This window comes from Methanosarcina sp. KYL-1 (assembly GCF_024372725.1).
In the GTDB taxonomy this organism is placed as follows: Archaea; Halobacteriota; Methanosarcinia; order Methanosarcinales; family Methanosarcinaceae; genus Methanosarcina.
The window spans coordinates 177,429-199,172 of record NZ_VOUA01000001.1 but is presented as its reverse complement, the minus strand read 5'-3'; the positions used below and the strand labels follow the sequence as shown (position 1 = coordinate 199,172).

The following is a 21,744-nucleotide window of genomic DNA, read 5'->3' as shown; positions in this document are numbered from 1 at the left end:
GTTTTTAAAAATGCATTATATTTTGAGTTGAAATAATGTTACCTGTAAACGCTGTTACTACCTGAAAAAATACTTTTTTTATTTAGTAAAAAAACACCAAATTAAATAAGATAAATAGAATAAGTATAATATTACCTGATTAATAAAAGAAAGAAAAATGCAAAAGATCAGTGTGAATTAATTCATATAGTATTGAAACATAAAAAGACTACATGCATACATAATTAATGATATTTGACCTATATCTCGCCCAATTAGACCAAAATAAGGTTATAAGGTAGGAAAAAAATGAAGAATGCAGGTAAAATCATAAGTATAATGCTTATATGTCTGATATTGACATCAAACTTCGCAGGTGCCGCACCTGCGATTGTTGAGAACAAACCACTACCGAGCTTATCAGAGAGTTCAGGTGAGGAAACTAAACTAAAGCTGATGCATCGTTCGATCGACTACGGAGCGGAAACACCCCCACCAGCATCCATTGTCCCCTCATACGAATCCCAGGACAACGGCCCTTCAGATGCGGACCTTAACTTCTATTTTGCCACATACCCGAGCATTGACGTCCTGAACTCGGCAGAAAAAAACCAGTATGATCCTGCGATCATATACTCTTTTGTTCACAATTACTTTGAGTACGTACCTTATTTTGGTTCCATGAAAGGGGCACATCTGACCTATATGGACAGGGCAGGAAACGATGCCGACCAGGCATCCCTGGCAATCAGCCTCCTCAGGGCTTCGGATATCCCGGCTCGCTATGTATACGGTACGATTGAACTCGATACCGAGCAGGCAAAGAACTATTTCGGGGTCGAAAACGAAAGCGTTATCGTGGAGATGCTGCACAGGAACGGGATTTCCGCACAGGCCGTTTCCGGCGGGGTGCAGTTCGACCACATCTGGGTGGAAACCTATGTGGACGGGGAGTGGGTTGAACTTGACCCTTCTTTCAAACAGTACGATTACACGGAAGGTATGGACCTTGAAGCCCTTGCCGCAGACTCCGACTATTACTCCTCCATGCTGGAGGACAATGTGGAAAGCTCCGGGGACGAAGTCACAGAGATAAACGTCTCAGGCCTGGACAGCTCCTATACCCGGATGGCAGACGACTTCAGGACTCTCCTCAATACGGAATACGCAAACACTACTAACAGTGAAATCTTCGGCTCAAAGGAGATTGTGCCGTATAACGATTACTATACCCTTCCCGAAGCTCTTCCTTACACGGTTGTCAGGGTCCACGGGGAATACGCTGACCTCCCCGAGGTCTTCAACCACAAACTGAGGATACAGCTTTCAGGTATCGACCTCACCCTGAACACTGCCGAAATTGCAGGAAAAAGACTCTCGGTTTTCTATGAGCCCAGTACGGGAGAAGAAGCCGACTACCTCAACAGTTCCGAAAACTTAAGCGAACTCAACGCTCTCAACCTCAACATGTCCGCCCTCCTGAGAGTGGACGGAGCCGTAAAAGCTGCAGGAACCCCGGAGCCTCTGGGCTCGGAGCAGCAACTGGAACTCAGCTTTATCGCTCCCGGCGGGCAGGTTGACTCTTACACCCGAACCCTGCACACGGGAGCTTACTTCGTAATCGGCCTGGCCCTGCAGCCTGTTTCGATCGCTCACATGAACGAGAGGGTCAAACGTTACGAAGTCACCAGCGACCTGCTGGAACTGGACTATTTCAACGTCACAAAAGACGAACTCTACGGGGAACTCCTGAACCTGCAGGCCCTTACCTTCTGGGGGAACTACGGCCTGTACAACTCCATTGCCGCAGAAGCCACGGACGTCGTCTACACCAGGCACCCCTCTGCCATGATTGTCGGTACCGAGCTTGACGTAAGGGAAAGCGAAGGTTCCCGGAGTGTCCAGATGAACGGGGTGTACACGGACATCGTGCGGGACATAATCAACCCGACATCAAAGGACGGAGACTCTGCAAAATCCTATGCCTTCCTGTTCACCAGGGGGATGACTGCCTCTTCCATGGAAAAGAGCATGCTCTCTCTCAGCTACGAGGTAACGTCCTACTCCACTTCCGAGATCATAAGGATGGCAGGAGAAGCCGGAATTCCAATTTACACCCTTGACAGCTCGAACTGGGCAGAAAAAGAAACTTCCCTCAACATCTCTGAAAGCCAGAAGACGATCGTAAAAAGCGCCGTAGACTCTGGATATTCCGTAATTATCCCTCGCGACGAAGTAACGGTGGGGAACTTTACAGGCAGCGTTTTCATCGTCTTTGACCCTGAGACGGGAGCGTCTTCATACTACGGCCCCGACGGCAGGGGCTGGGGCTGGCTTGACACTCTCAAGACCGGGCTTGAAGCAGGGATTTCGGCTGCCAGTACGGTTGTGAAAGGCACTGCAAAAGTCATCGCAGACACCGGAGGCAAGATTGCCGGGGTTGCCACGGGAGTGATCAGCACCGTGGGAGAAGCGATTAACGGAACCGGATCCACTATTGCCCGGGTCGCAAAGACCGCAGTGGTAGGAGCAGTCAACGCAGCAGGATACGTGGTTACAACTGTACTCCCAGGAGCCGCTGTAGGGGTAACTGCTGCAGCAACCGCCGGGCTTGTGATTGTAACTGCCTTTACAGCCGACCGCCTGACGGAACTTGGAAAAACCGTCATTGATATCTATGACGCCAAAGCGGATTACGAAAAATCCCAGCAGGAATACAAAGAGATCCAGGAAAAACTGAAAGAAAAGAAAGAACAGGTTACAAAGGAGGAACTGGAGAAGAAGAAGGAAGAGCTCATAGAGAAGAAAGAGGAGCTCGAACAGAAGAAAGAGGAAGTAAAAGAAAAGGAAGACATCGACCTGGACAAAGACAAGGAAGAGGGGGATAACACAGGAGATGACGGGGGAGACGACGGAGGAGATGACGGGGGAGATGATGGGGGAGATGATGGGGGAGATGATGGGGGAGATGATGGGGGAGATGACGGAGGAGACGACGATTTCCCCGGAGATGAGGAAGAAGCAGATGAACCGGACCTGGATGAAGAGCTGGACCTGGATGAAGAGCTCGAACCAGATGACGACCCTGAAGAGCCTTCAAGCCCCGGAGGGGACCACCCGGACGACACATTCAGCGTGGCCAGTTCCAAACTCCGGAATGCTGATGTGACCAGCCTGCTGATCAGGAACGCTTACAAGAAAGGTTATACTAACGCTGTCCACCTTAACGAGTACCGCCTCGGGCAGCTTGATATGGAAGAGATCGGCGATTACACAGACAGTGAGCAGCAGGAAAGCCTCTATGACCTAAGTGCTTCCCAGGCTGATGTTTACACAACCATCGTAAAAAATTATGATACGATTAAGGAAGAACTCGAACTTGCCCCCGACGTGCTGATGCTCCAGAAAGGCTTCTATGCCTCCGCAAAAGCCATGGTGGAAAACAGGGGTATACCGGTCCGCCTGATGAGGGTACAGGACTTTGCCGCAGCCGACACGCAGGAGCTTGTACACGACACTCCCGTGCTCTTCCTGCCCTCCGGGTCCCTCTACGGACTCGATTCTTCGGCCCTGATAAGGGACAAACTTGCGGAATACGTTGCAGAGGGTGGGACCCTTGTCGTCATGGCCCAGCAGCACGGCTACGAGTTTAACATGCTGCCCCATAACGGCACAAGGGCGCTCGGAGGAACTGGATGGCAGGAAGACCAGAGTTGCCTGTACAACGCCGCAAGCATCAGCGAATACCACCCTGTAGTTTCGGGCCAGCCCACCCCAACCCTTACCGTGAACATTGACGGGTATTTCACGTCCTATCCGGAAAACTCCACAATCATCCTCAAGCGGAACAAGAACAGCATGCCCGCAATGCTGGCCTACGACTACTACAAAGGCAAAGTGCTTGCAACTTCCGTATATGACGACTGGGCCTACTTTGACGGGGCTTCGACCCTGCAGGGTGAACTCCTGGTACGGGACATCCTGACCTGGGCTGAAGACCCGGATGCCGTGGAGGCGATGCTCGAAACGAACAGTATTGACATCCCGGTGAACATAAGCAATAAAGGAGAGTTCCCGGCCACAAAAGTGACCTTTGCTTTTACGGACCCCCTCGGGAACCTTAAGGTTGAAGACAGCATGGACCTGGACCCGGCCCTGGAGCCCGGCGCCAGCACGGAGCTGAACTTTGCCTGCGGACCCCGACAGGGCGAGACCCTCGGGATCTGGGCGCTGGACTACGTCCTGGAAAACGAAAGCGACACGGCATACACCGAATATGACGCCAGAAAGGTTGCTATCGGGAAGTACATATCTTCCAATAACGGGTACAGCACTACCCCGGAAATCACATACAGCATAAGTTCCACAAACGACCATTTTGCCTACGGGAGCGATGCGGTCTTTACGGTCACAATCTGGAACAATGGAGACACGGACAAAGATGTTACTTTAAAGTACTGCTTCCCGCACCACGGATGGATCGAAGGTGACCCGCAGTACGGAGTAGGAGCTGACGGCTCCTGGTACAACCTTGAAAAAACCGTTACAGTGCCTGCAGAGGGCAGTACCTCGTTCAACCACTTGCTCGAAAACGTAAGGAGCTACGACCGTTTCTGGTCCCAGCTCTACAACAGTGAAGGGAGAGAAATAGGGGCTTCCACCCTGGGGATCTACTGCTTTGACCCAAGCCTGGAAATTGAGTTTGACTGTCCGAGCACCTTTAAGGTGAATACTACAAATGAGCTCAACTTCACAGTCAGAAGTACAAACGGGGACGTAAATGGGACCGCCGTTGCAGCAAAACTCTTCGACTCAAGTTCAAATCTCCTGGAATCCCGGTACGTGAAAACAGAAATTCTCTCGGGCACCCCTTACACCGGCAGCATTGAATTCACGCCGGAAAAGGAAGGGACGTATAACTTTGTCGTGGAAGTTACAAACGGAGAGAGCAGGCTCGGGACAGGTTCTCTCTACATCACCACCAAGGAACGGGTAGTGAACCTTTATCCGGCAAAGAGCAATCAACCCCTTATTTTCAACGGCACAAGCAATATGACCGTGAGAGTCGAAAACCTGGAAAAGACTCCGGCCGAAAACCTGACCCTTGTTACAAACTGCACCGGGCCTGACGGAACCCTGCAATACAGCAGCAGCACACCCGTACAGCTAGGAGCAGGGGAAGAAAAAGAAGTGAATGTCCCGGTACTTTTCGGAAAGCCAGGGTTCGGCATATATGAAATTACGTACACCCTTTCAGAGGGGGAAAATACCCTTGACAGGAAAGAAGTCTACCTTAATTATGACCTGAGAGTGTCCAGTTATCTCTCGTCTTCGGTCTTTGAACAGGACAAGAACGAAACCTTTACCCTTTCCCTATCCAACGGAAACGCTGCAGTAGACCTGACGGTAGACATAAGTTCTTTCCCTGACCCCGGCCTGGGCTTCTTTAAGACCGGCACGGTGCACCTGGAACCCAATGAACAAAAAGTCATCAGCTATGAAATTCCTGTGGGTTCCTGCCAGACCGCCGGACACATTGACCTGGAGTTAAACGTCGACCCGGAAACCGAACCTTCCGCATACACCGTGAAGGACAGGCAATACTATTACCGGATGGCAAACTCAAAACTCGAAATAGACCCGGCCCTGAACGCTGTCGCAGGCGGAAACCTGACGTTCAATATCACAAACTTTGGGCCTGCAGATACAAGCACCTACTATACCCTGAACTTCATAAGCCAGAATAAAAGGGCATATGCCAGCATAAGTGCAAACGAAACCCTTACCCTGGAACTCCCCGTACCTATGGTCCGGACCGGAAACTACACCCTGCAGGCAGTGGTGAGAAACCTGGGGACCGAAAAGATATCGGCCTGCACCGTCCCGGTGCATGTGGAAGGGTTTGAAATAGGCATTGAGCCGATAGGAGACAGTTTCGAAGCTGACGGGACCATACCCATACGTCTGAACAGTACAGGAGTGGGGATCACGGGAGACCTGACCGTAAGGTTAAGTTCTTACACTGGCTCCCGTGAGTATGTGAAAGAAAATGTCTCCGTAGGGGCAGGGCAGGAGGAAATCGTGGAAATCCCGCTCTCTTCCGACCTACCTTCCGGAGCCTACTCCCTCTACATAGAGTACTCTAACAGCTCACTTAACTTTGTGAAGTACGGCTTCTACACAGTCGGAATCGAGGGGCTTGAACTTGACATAAGGGTTGAGAACGAAGAGTATGATGCAGGGGATTACCTGGGACTCAAAATAAGCAATACCGGTGGAATTGACGCCGATTCCAATATCAGTATAACCTTTGACGGCATTGACCTCGGAACCCGGCAGGCTTCAATAGCAGAGGGGGAAGTTTCAACCCTTTACTTTGCGCTCCCGGGGACCCTGAACAGCGGCATATACGTCCTGAAAGCGAAATGTGAAGAAGAAAACACCGGCAGGACACTGGATTATTCAAAGACGATTTCTGTCAAAGGGCTCGAATACAGACAGAGCGTGGACACCTTCAGCGCGGGACGCGGGGAAGCGATCAACGTCTCAGTCAACAATACGGGAATTGTCCCCTTAAGCGGCAGTTACGACCTGGTGCTCTCCAACGAGACCGGGGATATTGCCACCACTAACGGTACGGCTTCCGTACCTGTCGGCGGTTCGGAAATTTTCAGCCTGACCGTCCCAACGTCTGTCCGGAGCGGGGATTATCAGATTCTCTTCAGCATTGAAGACCAGAGCGGGGAAAAAGAAAGTGTTTCAGCTTTCGTGTACGTGCCCGACCCGAGCCTTGTGCTGAACCTGAACAGCAGGGAATTCCTGCAGGGGGAAACGATCGAGGCCGAAATCAGCGGCATCTATTCTTCGGACTGGAACTTCACACTCACCCTCCAGGACGGGAGGAACAACGCTGTCAACAGCACGGCTATGTTTAAGCCTTCAGGGGAAATTACTGACGAGTCCGTTTTACTGGACCTTATAGTCCCTGAAGGCATTTTCTCCGGCACATACGTTTTCCGCGTAAAAGCAAAGGACCTGAGCAGCGGGACTGAAAGCTCCACTGTTTCCGATGTCCACATAGAAGGCATTACCCTGACGCCGGAAATCAGCACTGAGAGCCAGGCCTATCTGGAAAATGACACCGTCCGGTACACCGCAGTCCTTACGGCTGCAGGGGGCGTCCCGGCAGGCAATGTCTCCATCCAGGCCTATATGGAAGAAAACACAGAGGACTCGGAGGGCCTGCTCCTCTACAGCAGGTACCCCATCAACTCGATTGTCCGCTTCGGAGACGAGGTCCTGATAGGCACAAATGGCGGCCTCTTTAAGGAAACACCTGAAGGTGGAATCACCCCTGTCGAAAACGAAGAGCTTGCCTCTATGAAGATTTCGGCCCTGGACATCAATGGAGGCTTCCTCTGGGTCCTGAGCGAAGATACGGTTTATAGCTACGACCCGGACACCGGGCAGCTTACGACAGTGCTTGAAATGGAGAGCGAGGAAAGTGAATTCGAATGGGAGCAACATGGAGAATTTGGAAGCGGCCTTATGAGGGTGGATAGTTCCAACCAGAAGATCTACATGCCCAACGGCTGGGAAGGTGCGGTATCCTACGGTTACGGCGGCGATGAAACCGTAACCTATTATAATTCCGAAAACAGCCCGCTTTCCGGAAGCGTAAATGATATCCTGGTGTTACCGGACGAAGTGCTCTTCATCGTAGACGCCTCTTACTGGAACGACGAACTCTGGGAAACAGTGTATAATTACGAATGCCACAGCTTAACGGATACGGGCTGGGATACTTACGACAGCTCGGACGGCTTGCCTTCCGACAGCGTGCCGGCAGCAGTTTCGGACGGAACTTATGTCTACTTCATAACCGATGCAGGAATCGGCAGCAGAGATGCAGCCGGCGGCAGCGTCTCAACGGATTACGAGTTTAATGAAAACGAAACATTCTCCTATGTGGCAGCAGCAAGCGCCTATGGTGGAAGCATCCTCTTCTATTCGATAGACGGCATGACTTTCGAAGGAAAAGTGCTCAGGTACGAAGCAGCCTCAAAAACCCTTTCGGGGCTTGAAACCGATACGGGAGGAGAAAGCATAATGGCCCTGGCCCAGGGCAGTTCTGCAGTGTGGTTCAGCCTCTACAGCGGGTTATTCGCCTTTAACGAGGCGGAAGGGGCCTCGGTCCGTGTGCCGTTAAATTCCTTTGGAGAATACGGAACACCGGCAGGAGACGAAACCTGTATCGTGAGTGCAACCGGGAAGCTCCTGAGCATTTACGACATTGCATCAGGCACCTGGACCGAAATACAGGCACCTGTATCTGTCGACATTGCCAGTACAGCCCTTACATCCGACTACATCTGGCTCATAAGTGGAGACGACCTCCTCCGCGTAGATAAGGAATCCAAAGAAGTTGCAGTGTTTAATGCAAGCAACAGCGACTATGATGAAAGCGGCCCATTCAGGATCGAGAGCTGCAATGAAGATTTGTGGGTCCTTTCCTACTACGGCGGGGTTTCGGTATACAGCACCGGAGATGGAGTTTCCGTATCAGCCGTTAATGTCCCGGAGATATATAACCCAATGGACTTTACGGAATCCGGGGAACTTGCTGCAGTCCTGTGTGCAGACGGGATCATTTACGAGTATGACTACGAGCTGGATTCCAGCCGTACATACAATACCGGGCTTTCGGGAGTTCGCGAACTTGCATACAATGAAGAAGCATACTGGATCGCAACTTTAAGCGATGACTGGAAGCTTTTCAGGTACGATCCCGACACCGGGAATTATAATGAGGAAACAGGCATGAATGCCTGGAACCTGGTTTCCGTCGGGGACTGCCTGTATGCGCAGGTATCGGAGCAGGAAGGAGAATTCAATTATGCAGAAAAGATAAAAATCCTGACAGGAAACAGCTGGTTCGATTTTGAGAGCAGCCTGATCCCGGAAGACACCTGGACCCCGAGTATGGAGGCCGGAAAAGATTCCCTGCTCCTGTACGGAAACGGCTGGATTGCTTCCGTCAACGGCGAGGGAATGCAGCTCGTAATGGATGAAAGCGTTAGCCTGGATGACTTCTCCGCGGAAAGCTCCGGAGAGACCACTACCCTTAGCTGGACAGGCAGTTACCTTGCGGAAAAGGAAGGCCAGCTTACATTTGAAGTAGAAGCAGTGACGGATTATAACCAGAAGACCGGCACTGTGACAGACTCTGTGGACGTCTACGCAAGGGACTATTCACTTGCAATGACCACCAACAAAGAGTATTACAGGCCCGGAGAAACGGTTTCCATTGTAAGCTCGGTATCAAACAACGCCCGGGCACCCCTGGGAAGCGAGCTTGTACTGCTCAGGGACGGAGGAGAGTTTGACCGTCAGAGTTTCGAAATTCTGCCGTTTGAAAGCGAGAGGTTCGAGGAATCAACCTCATACTCAGAACCCGGGACCTATACCATCACTGCAGCCGTGGAAAGTGCAAGTGTGAGCAAGGACATAACGGTAGAAGCCCCACAAGTACAGGTAAACCTTACAGCCCCTGACCTGGCAAACCGGGACCCCTTCATAGTCGGGCTGACCGCCACAAACCCCGGAAACGTAACGGCAGAGCTTGGGATTGAAATCAACAACCTGAGCCTTGAGACGGATTCCCTGACCCTTTCCCTGGCACCCGGGACTTCCAGGGCCCTGGAATTTGAAACGACAATCAGCGGGAACACGACTATTGATGTCAGCGTCACAGGCGACCTGACCGAGCGGCTGACAAAGTTCGTCGAGTTCGGGGAAAGCGCCTCGATTGACAGCGAGTGCCTGCTCATGTACGGGCCCGGCACGGTTGAGGTCCCGCTGAACATTACTAACACCGGCAAGTACAACACCGAGTTTACTGCCAGCTTTGCGGTCAACGAAACGGTAAACGAGACCAGGACCTATTCCCTGGGAATCAACCAGAGCGTAAACGATACCCTGACCTTTAACCTCGGAAAAGGCAGCTACGTCCTTGAAGCAAGTGCGGATATACCCATTGAATTTGAGGCCGTACCCTTCGAGGTCAAAGACACAGCAGCAATGGACCTTGTCGGACTGGAGGTTGAAGCCGGAAGTGTGGACCTGACAGTAAACGTCAGCAACATGCATCCGCAGCTGCCCTTTAACGGTTCCCTGGAGATCTATACGGACTTCTTTTCCCAGGAGTACCCCGTAAACCTCTCAGCCCTGGAGAACGGGAGCTTTGAGTACGGGATATCCCTGCTCAACCTGCCTGCAGGAAACTACAACGTAACTGTGGACCTGCTGGAAGCCGGAGAGGTCCTGGAAAGGGCTGGAGGCAATTTCACGGTGGAAACTCCGGAATTCAGCCTCACTCCCGACCCTGCAAACAGGATGAGCCTGGGACTCGGAGAAAACACAACCTATAACTTTACCGTCTCAAACACGGGTTCTGTTGGCGGAAAGACTGCGGTGAACATGGAAATCCCCGGGATCTACGAGGGATCAATCTCCTCATGGGTCGATTCCGGAGAAAACCATGTCTTCTCCTTCCCCTTCAAAGCCCCTGACGACCTGCCCGAAGGGTACTATTCCGTGTACTACGGCCTTGAAGGAGAAGAGCAAAATGAGACACGGTTCTACCTGGAAGGCGCCAATGTGACGGTCAATTCCTGGCTGGACCAGCGGGCCTACCTCCCGGGAGAGACTGCAACCCTCACCATGCAGGTTACGAACAACGGAAATTACCCTCTGGACCTCTACAGCCGGACCAAGTACTTCGACTATGACAACGTGAGCTATTTCACCGTAGGAGGAGGGGAAACCAGCACTATCACAGTGGACATCCCGATTCCTGAAACCGAGAATAAGGTCTTTATCAGTGTCTACGTGAACGCCCCCGAAGGAGGAGAGAGTTCAGGCAGGTCCCTCTACATCAACTCCGATTACATCCATGACAGGAGGGACATAAACGGGCTCCGGGTTAGCACGGAAAAGCAGGCGTATGATGTTGGAGAGGAAGTCACCATGTACGCTAACATAACCCGTGCCGACCACCTTACAATAGAAGGCCCGGGGCTCTCCTACGAAGGAGATATCGGGAGTGATACCAAGATTGAATTCACCGTGCCGAATATCCCCTCAGGTGTATATCGCTACGATATCACCTACGGAGACACTACCGGGGAATACCTGCTGGACATTCACGGGTTCGAACTGATAGTGGTGTCTGCGGAAGTGGAGCTGGAAAAAGGAGGTGAGTAAAAATGTTAAAGTTCAGCAGAAACGGACTCTTTAAATCGGCAGGGCTGCTCTTTGCAGCATCCCTTGCCGTTATCCTTTTAGCCGCTTCGCCTTCGCTTGCGGCAGACGAGACTTACTTTTCGGGAGATAATATCACCGTCCATCTCCTGCTTGACACAAACGATGATGTGCCGGCCCAGCTACAGCTGATGGTCTACAACCCGGAAAACAGGCTTGTAGGAAACTCAACACACCACTTTACGCTTGAAACCGGGAAAAACCAGGTAGACTTTACCATTCCCTTCTACACGGATATGGACGGCCTGCACTATCTCAGGTATGATATTTTCGCCGAACTGGACGGGGACCTGACCCTGGTCCAGAGCAGCAGCCAGTACTTTGACGGAGAGGTAAACGACCCTCCAGTAATCAAGCTGCTTTCCCCGAAAAACGGAGGGACCTACCCCCCCGGTGAGGAGATCCAATTCTCCGTCAATGTGCTTGACCCCGAAGGCCAGAACACAAGCGTTATCTGGACTTCAAACGTCAGCGGAACGATCGGGACCGGAACATCCTTTTCCCTGGCCCTTGAGCCCGAAGGAGTCCACCGTATCAACGTGAGCGCAGAAGACGAAATGGGAGCCGTAAGTACCCGGAGCATTATCATAAACGTCGCAGAAGGCGACGGGGACGGAGGCATCGGAGATGACGGCGGAGATGGCACCGTAAGCAGAAGCAGTGGAGAAGGCACCGGCTTTGCCACAGTCAACCCGAAAGTGCCCGGAAGCGGTGGAGAAGAAAGCGAGAGCGGAGAAAGCGAAAGCGGAGAAAGCGGGCAGGTAATAGTCCCGGAAGATAAGCCCGGAACAGAAGACAGCGGGACACAGGGAATCCCCGGAGAAGAGGCTGATAAAGAAGAGGACAGAGGCCTTCCGGGATTTGAGCTGGGCTTTGCAGCTTTAGGGCTCTTGCTGGCTGCAGGGTTTAGAGGAAGGAAAAGAATTTAAGAAAAAAAGTTCAAAAAGATCGAAATTGCCGGAGTTTTCCGGCATTTCAACCTCTCTTTTTTACATTTTAGAAAAACTTGTTTTTAACCTGTTACCTGTTTTTAACCTTTTAATTCAGTACGCTCCCGCAGAAGCCTTCCCGTTGAGTGCCCAGACGAGTTGCCCGGTTCCGGTCACATCTATGCTGAAAACGCGATAATGTCTTCCTGGCTGGAAAAACGCAGGCTGCCCCCTGTCCTGCGGAGCCGGGCTGAAGTTGTAATTGGGACCGTTTGAAACCGTATGCGGGGAAGTGCAGGAACTGTAAAATCCGGACTGATCAGGACGGGGCAGCTGTAATTTCCCTTTTCACCGATCCCTGAAAACCTGTTTTCAATCTGCTTTTCAGGTACCGAAACTCTCACCGGTCGTCGAAGACGACCGGCATTTCCATAAAATAAATTGAGAGACAAAAAATAGTCCAAAATTGGTGAAGAGAATACGAGAGGATGTCTAAAAAAGTCATTACAGTGACTGAATAAAGTATACCGAGACGACTAAAAAAGTCATTACAGTGACTGAATAAAGTATACCAGGGTGACTAAAAAAGTTATTACAATGACTGAGTAAAGAATGACAGGGTGACTAAAAAGGTCACTGCAGCGACTGAGTGAAGTATAACAGCAGGATATCAAAAGCAGGATGCAAAATAAAAAGTAAAAGGCTTCCTCTTCACCAGTTCATTTTTCAATCAATTTCTCTCAGTGAATTTGGAAAAGGCCGCCTGCGAGGCGGGCGGTGAGAGCCCCGGAAACGATATGAAGATAATGCCTTTACCTGAAACTGGAGTTAAAATCGCTCATAAACGGGGGACTTTCCAGCAATACATCAGGATTTCTACGAACCGCAAAAACAAAAGCAAAACAAAAAAAATCGAGAAGGATGTAAGTATAGAAGAGGATGTAAGCAGAGAAGAAACAGATAAAATATCTGCATGAATAACAGATAAAATATCTGCAGATAAACTGGGCCGTTAACTAAAGTTGAACCTCTAAATTAAAATTAAACTACTTTTTTATCGAGCACCATTTCCAGGTAAGAAGTCCGGATTGAATCTTCTTCTCCGACTCCCAGCTGCTCTAAAAATTTGAACAATTGTGCCCTTGAACTTTCAAGTTTTCTATCGTCCTCGACCACGATTTCCACTTCGAGAAATTCCCCGAGCCCTTCTACCGCATCAAGGCAAACGGTGATGTCCCCGGCCCTGAAGACGTCCCTCTTTTTTCGGACTGCTCCGGCTTCCGAGAAACCCAGGGCATGAAGGATTTTTGTGGTAGTGGTTTCATTCACAGGGGTTTCAAACTCTTCCCTGGTCTTTGAGACGCTGTCAAGTTTGGGACCTTTGTAGGTCAGCACGGCCGAGCCGTCCAGGGAACGGATCCTGAGCGCCTCGTCAGTTTTTGCGAAATCCCGGTGGGGGGCTGCAAAGTAAGTATCGGACTGCTCCTCCACCGTTATTTTTTCCGCTCCTATATTTTTAAGGAGAGGGAGGACCTTTGAGTGGTCCGCTCTTACCTTGACTTCCACTTCAATCATAGTTTCCAGACATCTCCAGTTCAATCTGCATTTTAAGTAATCTACATAAACAGATCCGGAAAAACCCGGACCAGATCAGTTGTCTGCAGGGACGAACTTGGTGCCGTAATAGATCATGCCGCGTTCGCCGCCTTCTCCGAGCTTTCTGAAAACGGACCTGACCCTCATCCCGATGTGCATCTTGTCGGGGTCGCCCACTACCTGGGCGGTCAGGCTCGGGCCCTCGTCCAGCTTGATGACTGCAAGGGTATATGGAGCCTGGCTTTCGAAGCCCTCGGCGGCAGTCCGGATCAGGGTGTAGGTTACGATTTCACCAGTCCCTTTGAACTTATAGGACTCGATCTGGCCCAGGCGCCTGCAGTTTACGCACACGTTGCGCGGGGGGTAGAAGTATTCCCCGCATTCCTTGCAGCGGGTGCCTTCAAGGTTGTACCTGCTGCCGAGATTTCTCCAGAATCTTGGAACGGAAGACATCGGATATCACCTCTCCCTTGAGAATATGTGGACTACTGCCGTTGCTCCTGACCCTCCGACGTTGTGGGTCATCCCGTACTTTGCTCCGTCCACCTGGCGCTTTCCTGCTTCTCCGCGGAGCTGGGTAACAACTTCTACGGCCTGTTTGATGCCTGTTGCTCCCACAGGGTGTCCGCAGGCTTTCAGGCCCCCGGAGGTGTTGACGGGGATCCGGCCTCCTATTGCGGTTTCCCCTTCGGAGGTAACAATTCCGCCCTTTCCTTTTTCTGCAAAGCCAAGGTCTTCAATGGCGCAGATTTCGGCAATGGTGAAACAGTCATGCACTTCTACGAGGTCGATGTCTTCAGGGCCCAGCTTTGCCATGCCATAGGCTCTCTTTGCAGCCATTACCGTGGCATCAAGGGTTGTTATGTCCCGCCTGTCGTGAAGGGCAATGGTGTCGCTGGCCTGGGCTGTTGCCCTGATGTAAATGGGAGTGTCGGTGTACTTGTGGGCAACCTCCGCAGGGGCCAGCACAAGGGCCGAGGCCCCATCCGTTATGGGAGAACAGTCAAAGATATGCAGCGGGTCAGCCACAAGGATCGAGCCAAGCACATCGTCCACCGTAATTTCGTTCTTGTACTGGGCAATCGGGTTTAAGCAGCCGTGCCTGTGGTTCTTCACCGCGACCTCGGCAAGCTGTTCGCTTGTGGTTCCGTATTTGTGCATGTGCAACCTTGCGATCATTGCATAAAGCCCGGGGAAAGTTGCCCCTGCCATGCCTTCCCATTCCCGGTCAGCTGCAGCCGCAAGGGCTGAAGAAGCTTCTTCGGACCCTACGTCCGTCATCTTTTCTGCCCCTGCAGCAACCACAATGTCACTGTAGCCCGAGGCAACCGACATGATCGCCTGGCGCAGGGCAAGCCCGCCGGAAGCGCAGGCAGCTTCCACCCTGGTTGCGGGTACGTGCAGGTTCCTGGAAAGCCCTGAATAGTCAGCGATAAGGGCCCCGATGTGTTCCTGTTCAACGAAGCGGCCTCCGCTCATGTTCCCGACATAAAGGGCATCGATATCTTTTCCACTGACGCCTGCATCTTCAATTGCTCCGATGCCGGCCTCTACCACGATATCCCTGAGGGAACGTTCCCAGAGTTCCCCGAACTTCGTATTCTTTACTCCGATAATTGCGACGTCTCTCATTATACTCACCCCGTTTTCAGGCAAGGCGTATCTTGCCTTTGTGCTTGGCATACCTTGCATAGTCGATGTACACAGGGTCTTTTATCAGTTCGGAAACCGTCGGTGCCCTGTTCCGGATCTCCTCGATCCTGTCGGTAACCGTTATGCTAAAGGCGTCGGACCCTGCCCCGGACCCGAAAGCTGTCGCAAAGATCCTGTCCCCTGGCTTTGCCTGGTCAAGGGTTGCGGCAAGTCCCATCATACAGGAGCCGGAATAGGTATTTCCGATCATAGGAACCACAAGCCCCGGCTTTATCTGGGCTCCGGTAAACCCGAGCATCTTTGCGGCTTTGCTGGGGAACTTTCCGTTTGGCTGGTGGAATACCGCATAATCGTAGTCTTCGGGTTTTGTCCCGAGTTTTTCCATAAGGCCCCTGGCACCATTCAGAACATGCTTGAAGTACCCGGGCTCCCCTGTGAAACGCCCTCCGTGTTCGGGATAGGGCATCCCTTCCCTTCTCCAGAAGTCAGGGGTATCCGTTGTGAAAGAATAAGTATCTTCAATGATTGCGGCAAGTTCGGACTCTTCTCTCCCGATCAGGAAAGCAACCCCGCCTGCTGCGGCCGTATATTCGAGGGCATCACTGGGAGCTCCCTGGGAAACGTCCGCCCCGATTGCCAGGCCCAGGTCGATCATCCCGGAACCCACAAGGCCCATACAGGCCTGGACGGCAGCTGTCCCTGCTTTACAGGCGAATTCAAAGTCTGCAGCCGTCATTTCAGGGGTTGCACCGATTGCCTGGGCAACAATCGTGCTCGTAGGCTTTACGGCATAGGGGTGGCTTTCCGAACCCGTGTACACCGCCCCGATTCTTGAGGGGGAAACGCCGCTCCTTGCCACAGCATACCTTGCAGCTTCAACTGCAATGGTTGCCGCATCTTCATCGACATCAGGAACGGACTTTTCGTATACCATAAGCCCGTTTTTAAGGGCCTCTGCGTCATCACCCCAGAGCCGGGCGATTTCCTCGATCTTGATACGGTATCTCGGAACATATGCACCGTATGATACGATTCCAGTAGTCATGTTTTCACCTGTTTTTGAAAATTTCAGGGAATAAATTTCCAGGGAGGGTCATTCCCTCGCATGGTATTGGCTGTATTTTTTCAGCAATTGGATAATCTGGTCAAGTTCCATTGTGCTTGCAATCAGGGGGATGCGGTCGACTTCTGCCATCTTGACGGCAACCGGTTCGACATCTTCTTTTCGGAGCCCCTGGAGCACCACGGCCCCGGGTTTGAGGTTGGTCACCCGGATAGCCACCATGGGTGATTTTCCTGTGCTCACCCGGGTAAAGATCATGGCCCTGTCCGTACTCCAGCCGTAGAGTTTCTGGAACTCATGGGAGGAAAGCTCCAGGATTGCCCGCTGGCTGTCAATGACGGAGAAACCGTAAAGGGGCCTCTCCACTCCTTTGTAAATAACGTCTCCTTCGATAAGGTTGACAAGTTTTGCAAGTTGTATGGGGATGGTGTACTCGTATGTAGAATAAATGGATTTCGAGCTGTTTTCAGCACTTAACATAGTTTCGTAGGCATGAATCTTTTTGCCTCCCCGCTCCATATCAATTTCCAGCAGGGACTCCACGATCTTCCGGACGATAAGGGTCCCGGGGGACTTTCGTCTTCCGCTTTCGTAGTCGCTGATAACGGAGGGAGAAACCTTGAGGTAATTCGCAATGTCGGTCTGGGAGATCTCAAAATTCGACCTCCATTTTTTCAATGACTCACCCGGTTTTTCCGAGAGAGTGATCTCTCCAGCCATTTTTTCCGCCAGGCGGTTACGAAGATTTTCTGAGGATTCATTGGATGTCATGACTTACATACCCTAAGATGAAACATTCCCATATATATGTAACGAATGCGGTTTCGGCAATTGTCGCAGATTATTCCCGGCCCGGGTTAAACCGAGATCTTTCTTCAATTATTTATAAGATGCGCCACATAAATTAGAATGTTATGCCTGCCGATTCACAGAACCCGGAAATGAGTGTTTCCGACCTTCTGCTGTACACTGGCTGCCCGAGACAGGTATACTTTGTCAGCAGAGGTTTTGAACTGATTCCCGAAATGAGTACTTCCAGAATAGAAAGAATGCTTTTAAAAGAGCTTGCCCTAACTTATTCTGAAATTCTGAATAAGTGTTCGTTAAACGCCGATAGCCTCCACTGCGAACTTGAGGCAGCCCTTACCCAGGCCCAAAGAGACCTTCCACTCCTGTTTCCCGGAGAATTTGCCAGCTCGGGGAAGGACATTTTAGTAGAGGGTGCGGCGCGGGCAAGAGCCCAAATCCCGGAAATTACGGCAAACCTTCTCAAAGCAGCAGAAGAATATGGGAAAGATGCCCTGCTTGCGGCACTGACTCCGGTCAAAACCGAACCCCTGCTTTCTTCCGGAAAGCTGAACCTGAAAGGTGTCCCTTCCAAACTGGTCCGTTTCGAAGGCGCACTTGTCCCCTCGGTCATCAGACCGGGAAGCTGCCCCATCCAGGGCGTCTGGGCCTCCGACCGCCTGCATGCCGCAGCCTTCGTCCTTCTCCTGGAAGCCGAATCCGGGGAAGAAGTACCTTTTGCTTTCGTGGAATATGCAGCTTTCGGCCTTGTCAGGAAAGTTATTATCCGAAGCACGGACCGGAGGGAAGTCCTGAAAATCTGCAGGCGGGTAGAGAAAATAAAAGCAGGTTTCATGCCCGAAAGAAAAGAGGGCAAACTCTGCAAACAATGCAACTTCCTGGAACCCTGCGGCTCCGGCTCTTCCCTCATGTCAAAGTTCTTCTGAAGCCTCTTCCTGAAATTAAATGTAAGGTATCTCAAAGAAGCAGGGAAGGGAGACAAGGAAACAGCTTGAAGAAAGCAGCTTGAAGAAAGCAACTGTTCAGCGCAGCAGGTCTATCCTTAACCCCTTTTTCGAACCCACTATCGCATTATAAAGGCTGCCGGTGATAAGCCCTATGAAATAGCCGGAAACTCCGTAAAAAATAGGCAGGCTAAGCACGGCCAGTTTACCGAAGATAAGGGAAAAGATCCCTAAAGTGTCGGGCATCGAAAACCCCATTAAAGCGGCAACCGTCGTAAAAGCCCCAAAAACCAGGCCCATAGTCCCGTAAAGTATGGCAAGGACCTTCCCGTATGCGACAGGATCGATTTCCTTTATAACTACCATGAAATTCCCCCTAATGCGTCATATTCTGATTTTTATTATATATACTATTTACGTGGATACAACACGTGGATACTATTATGTATTTACCAGGCCCCAAAGCCAAAACCTTTTAAAGGTGGACCTCTCTCAATCTGCGTGACATGTCCAGACCAGCATACCTTGGCAAAATGCTCCTGCACTGGTGCGAGGCCTGCAATGTGCCCGTACTCGGGAAACAGTGCGGGTGCGGCAAAAAAACCAGAAAAGTAGAAGTCACCCCTCCCGGGGACATCCGCCCGGCTTTTGACTACGATATAAAACGCATAAATTCCGTTTCTGAAAAACAGTTCAACGCCCCCCTTATCCCCGAAGGGCACCTTGTGGTGCTGAACAAAGCTCCCTATGAAGACAGGATGGACGAGATTATCGCAGATGGGGAAGTCCTGGCCTCCATCAGGTTCGAAATCGAGAGCTGTGAGTGGGTCCTTCTTCCCCGCCTTGAGGGAGCAAGGAGGCTTTTCCAGGGCAGGGACAGGAAAGGGCTGAAGAAATGGGTCGTTATTGACCAGGGAATCGTGCCTTTCATCCTTAAAAAGGGAGCTAGCGTCCTGGCCCCCGGAGTCCTTGAGGCTGATCCGGAGATTCAGAAAGAAGACGAGGTTGTTGTCCTGAACCCTGCCGGAGAAGTAGTCTGCTGCGGACGCGCCCGGATGACAGGGAAAGATATGGTTGAGGAGCAGCGAGGCAATGCAGTAAAACCCCGCTGGAACGAAGAGCCCAGGCCGGAGAAATCTCTCCCCGGAGGACAGAGCTGGGACGATGCAGTCAGGGCTAATGAAAATGTCCTGGACATTATGATAAAAAATTCCCACGCCTTCATCAAAAACGTTGTTGGAAGCATGGACCTGAAAGTCAGCGTGTCTTATTCCGGAGGCAAGGACAGCCTGGCTGTGCTCCAGCTCGTGGACGAGGCTCTGGAAGACTACGAAATCATGTTTGCCGATACCGGGTTGGAATTCCCGGAAACCCTTGAAAACGTCAAAAAAGTTGTCGATTATTACGGAAAATCCCTCAAGATTGCAGGTGCAGGAGACTCTTTTTGGGACTCGATAGGGGTCTTTGGCCCTCCTACTCTGGATACCCGCTGGTGCTGCAAAATATGCAAACTGGGGCCTATCACCCGGTTGATCGACGAAAATTATGAGGGAGGCTGCCTGAGCTTTATCGGACAGCGCCAGTACGAGTCCCATGCCAGGTCCATAAGCAAGAAGGTCTGGAAAAACCCCTGGGTAGGAAACCAGGTTGGTGCATCCCCGATCCAGGAGTGGACAGCCCTTCATGTCTGGCTCTACCTCTTCAGGACAAAGGCCCCCTATAACCCGGCTTACGAGAAAGGCTATGACCGGATGGGGTGCTGGCTCTGCCCGTCATCTTCTCTTGCCGACTTTTTCCAGCTAGAAGAAAGCCACCCCGAACTTGCAAAGAAACTCAATTCCCACCTCCTCACCTACGCAGAGAGCGTGGGGCTGTCCCCTGAATGGGTAAGATACGGATTCTGGCGCTACAAGCGCTATCCTCAGGTTCTCCGGGAACTTGCAGATAAGAAAGGGATTTCCCTGATCCCGACCCAGGCCGCCCCAAACGAACTCCACTTTGAGGTTGCCACGGGTTATCGGCCCTGCAAGGCAGGAGGGATTTCCGCAGACGGGAGTTTCGGGCAGGCCATAGATATCGAAACCTTAAAAGAGAGCGGGATGTTGAACCCCGTCGGAAAGGTATCTTTCATCGAAGGTGCAGCTTCCGTTGTCCGGGGGGAATCCAGGGCCCAGGTCTTTGCCTCAGGAAACGTAAACGGAAGAAGCGAGGATGAAAAGCTGCTGAAAAAGCTCATGAGGACGATGGAACTCTCGGTCAGGCGGGCACTGCTCTGCCAGGGCTGCGGGGTCTGTGTGGGCCACTGCAGGCACGACGCAATAAAGGTAAAAGATGGAAAGGCCTTTGTTAGCGAGAACTGTGTGCACTGCGGGGATTGCATTGAGGTGTGCCCTCTCGTGAAGTTTATGTAAGGTGGAGTAAAAGGGGCAGGGCCGGAAGGGACAGGGTAAAGAGAGAAAAGGCGAAGAGGGGGCTGGGAGAGAGGGAGCCGGAGGAGAGTGGGCAGGGGGAGAGGGTTTAGAAATAGCAAGAATAAAAGGGACCGAAAAATTTAGAAAAAGGAAATCAAAAAAGGATCGAAAAAGATCGAAAAAGATTGAAAAAGAATAAAAAGGAACCAAAAGGGAATAAAAAGAATCAAAAGGAAATAAAAAGGATTTAAAGATTGAAAAATATAGCTCCTGTTCACATAGTGAAGCCTGTTGGGAACCGATCCGGCTCCGGGGGATGAAGGGAGGTGAACAGGGCCGGAAAAATCAGGCATCTATACTAATTTCAAAACAGCTTACGATCTGGTTTCCTTTACGGCATGTACCTGTTATTCTCTGGCTTCCACAGGAAATCACCTGGATTTCCCATACGCGATAACCTCCGTCCACAGTATCTTCCTCGCAGGGGACGTATCTTTCGCTCATCACCTCAAGGCCGTTGGTAGTCGCTATGTCCCAGGAGAAACCCGTGCCCGGACTCTCGGGAAACTGAATGGTAAACGGTCTCTTCAGCATGTTATCCCTCTCCTAAACTTACAATGGTGCTTCGTCCTTCCCGGTCCCACATTACAAATTCATTGCCATTTTTTAGCGAATTTCCATAGAAGTTGCCATTTTTACAGAAATTCGCGTGCAGACAGGATCTACATTAAAAATAGCTACAGACGAAAATATGGGGATAGAAATTCAGGTCATGGAAGCAATTTTGAAACATTCGCTCATATTGTTATTGGATTTCTTGTTTGATAAATTTTGTGAAAAAACTCTATATTGGGTTGACAAAAGAGGAAAATAAAACCAGTTGAACTTCCTCTAAAGTCAGGGTCAACATATTTAATGACACCAGTGGAATATTAATATATAGATACTGCCTTTGTGATCGGATACTGCCTTGAAGTCTCAGGATTGCGAATTTAAGACAGTAAGCCCGGCCCTGGCGAACTAATTTTAGAAATTAGAAG

Annotated in this window: 12 protein-coding genes; 5 read left to right on the top strand and 7 right to left on the bottom strand. The window is 51.1% G+C overall.

The genetic code is table 11. The features are described from left to right. Positions 1-435: 435 nt before the first annotated feature. The 3 genes from FTO70_RS00920 to FTO70_RS00910 all read left to right on the top strand — a co-directional run bounded on the left by FTO70_RS00920 (position 436) and on the right by FTO70_RS00910 (position 13,207). Positions 436-11,244 carry a transglutaminase-like domain-containing protein gene (locus tag FTO70_RS00920; protein WP_255333813.1) on the top strand — a complete coding sequence of 3,603 codons (10,809 nt, stop codon included), beginning with the start codon at positions 436-438 and terminating at the stop codon, positions 11,242-11,244. A gap of 2 nt (positions 11,245-11,246) precedes the next feature. After that, entirely contained in the window at positions 11,247-12,230 is a 984-nt protein-coding gene (locus FTO70_RS00915; RefSeq protein WP_255333812.1) for a PKD domain-containing protein, read from the top strand. Positions 12,231-13,027: 797 nt separating this feature from the next. After that, the gene (locus FTO70_RS00910) at positions 13,028-13,207 is read left to right on the top strand and encodes a hypothetical protein (protein WP_255333811.1); all 180 of its coding nucleotides are present in this window, start codon (positions 13,028-13,030) and stop codon (positions 13,205-13,207) included. 64 nt (positions 13,208-13,271) lie between these two features. Here FTO70_RS00910 and cyaB read toward each other — a convergent pair whose 3' ends face one another. The 5 genes from cyaB to FTO70_RS00885 all read right to left on the bottom strand — a co-directional run bounded on the left by cyaB (position 13,272) and on the right by FTO70_RS00885 (position 17,313). Then, positions 13,272-13,805 (bottom strand): class IV adenylate cyclase, encoded by a 534-nt coding sequence (gene cyaB / locus FTO70_RS00905; RefSeq protein WP_255333810.1) that lies wholly within the window; start codon positions 13,803-13,805, stop codon positions 13,272-13,274. 75 nt (positions 13,806-13,880) lie between these two features. After that, complete coding sequence (locus FTO70_RS00900) at positions 13,881-14,279, bottom strand: Zn-ribbon domain-containing OB-fold protein (protein ID WP_255333807.1); 399 nt, start codon at positions 14,277-14,279, stop codon at positions 13,881-13,883. Positions 14,280-14,285: 6 nt separating this feature from the next. Further along, positions 14,286-15,458 carry a thiolase domain-containing protein gene (locus FTO70_RS00895; protein WP_255333806.1) on the bottom strand — a complete coding sequence of 391 codons (1,173 nt, stop codon included), beginning with the start codon at positions 15,456-15,458 and terminating at the stop codon, positions 14,286-14,288. Positions 15,459-15,474: 16 nt separating this feature from the next. Then, a complete protein-coding gene (locus tag FTO70_RS00890) occupies positions 15,475-16,524 on the bottom strand; it encodes a hydroxymethylglutaryl-CoA synthase (protein ID WP_255333805.1) in 1,050 nt (349 codons plus the stop codon). 48 nt (positions 16,525-16,572) lie between these two features. Then, positions 16,573-17,313 carry a helix-turn-helix domain-containing protein gene (locus tag FTO70_RS00885; RefSeq protein WP_255333804.1) on the bottom strand — a complete coding sequence of 247 codons (741 nt, stop codon included), beginning with the start codon at positions 17,311-17,313 and terminating at the stop codon, positions 16,573-16,575. Positions 17,314-17,456: 143 nt separating this feature from the next. Here FTO70_RS00885 and FTO70_RS00880 point away from each other — a divergent pair, with 143 nt between their 5' ends. Continuing rightward, the gene (locus FTO70_RS00880) at positions 17,457-18,275 is read left to right on the top strand and encodes a Dna2/Cas4 domain-containing protein (RefSeq protein ID WP_255333803.1); all 819 of its coding nucleotides are present in this window, start codon (positions 17,457-17,459) and stop codon (positions 18,273-18,275) included. A gap of 96 nt (positions 18,276-18,371) precedes the next feature. Here FTO70_RS00880 and FTO70_RS00875 read toward each other — a convergent pair whose 3' ends face one another. After that, on the bottom strand, positions 18,372-18,659 hold the full coding sequence (locus tag FTO70_RS00875) for a hypothetical protein (RefSeq protein ID WP_255333802.1): 288 nt from the start codon (positions 18,657-18,659) through the stop codon (positions 18,372-18,374). Between the two features lie 140 nt (positions 18,660-18,799). On the opposite strand from FTO70_RS00875, the gene FTO70_RS00870 reads away from it, so the two are divergent. Beyond that, complete coding sequence (locus FTO70_RS00870; protein ID WP_255333801.1) at positions 18,800-20,704, top strand: phosphoadenosine phosphosulfate reductase family protein; 1,905 nt, start codon at positions 18,800-18,802, stop codon at positions 20,702-20,704. Positions 20,705-21,049: 345 nt separating this feature from the next. Here FTO70_RS00870 and FTO70_RS00865 read toward each other — a convergent pair whose 3' ends face one another. After that, positions 21,050-21,298: a protease inhibitor I42 family protein gene (locus FTO70_RS00865; RefSeq protein ID WP_255333799.1), complete on the bottom strand. Its 249-nt coding sequence runs from the start codon at positions 21,296-21,298 to the stop codon at positions 21,050-21,052. Positions 21,299-21,744: the final 446 nt, after the last annotated feature.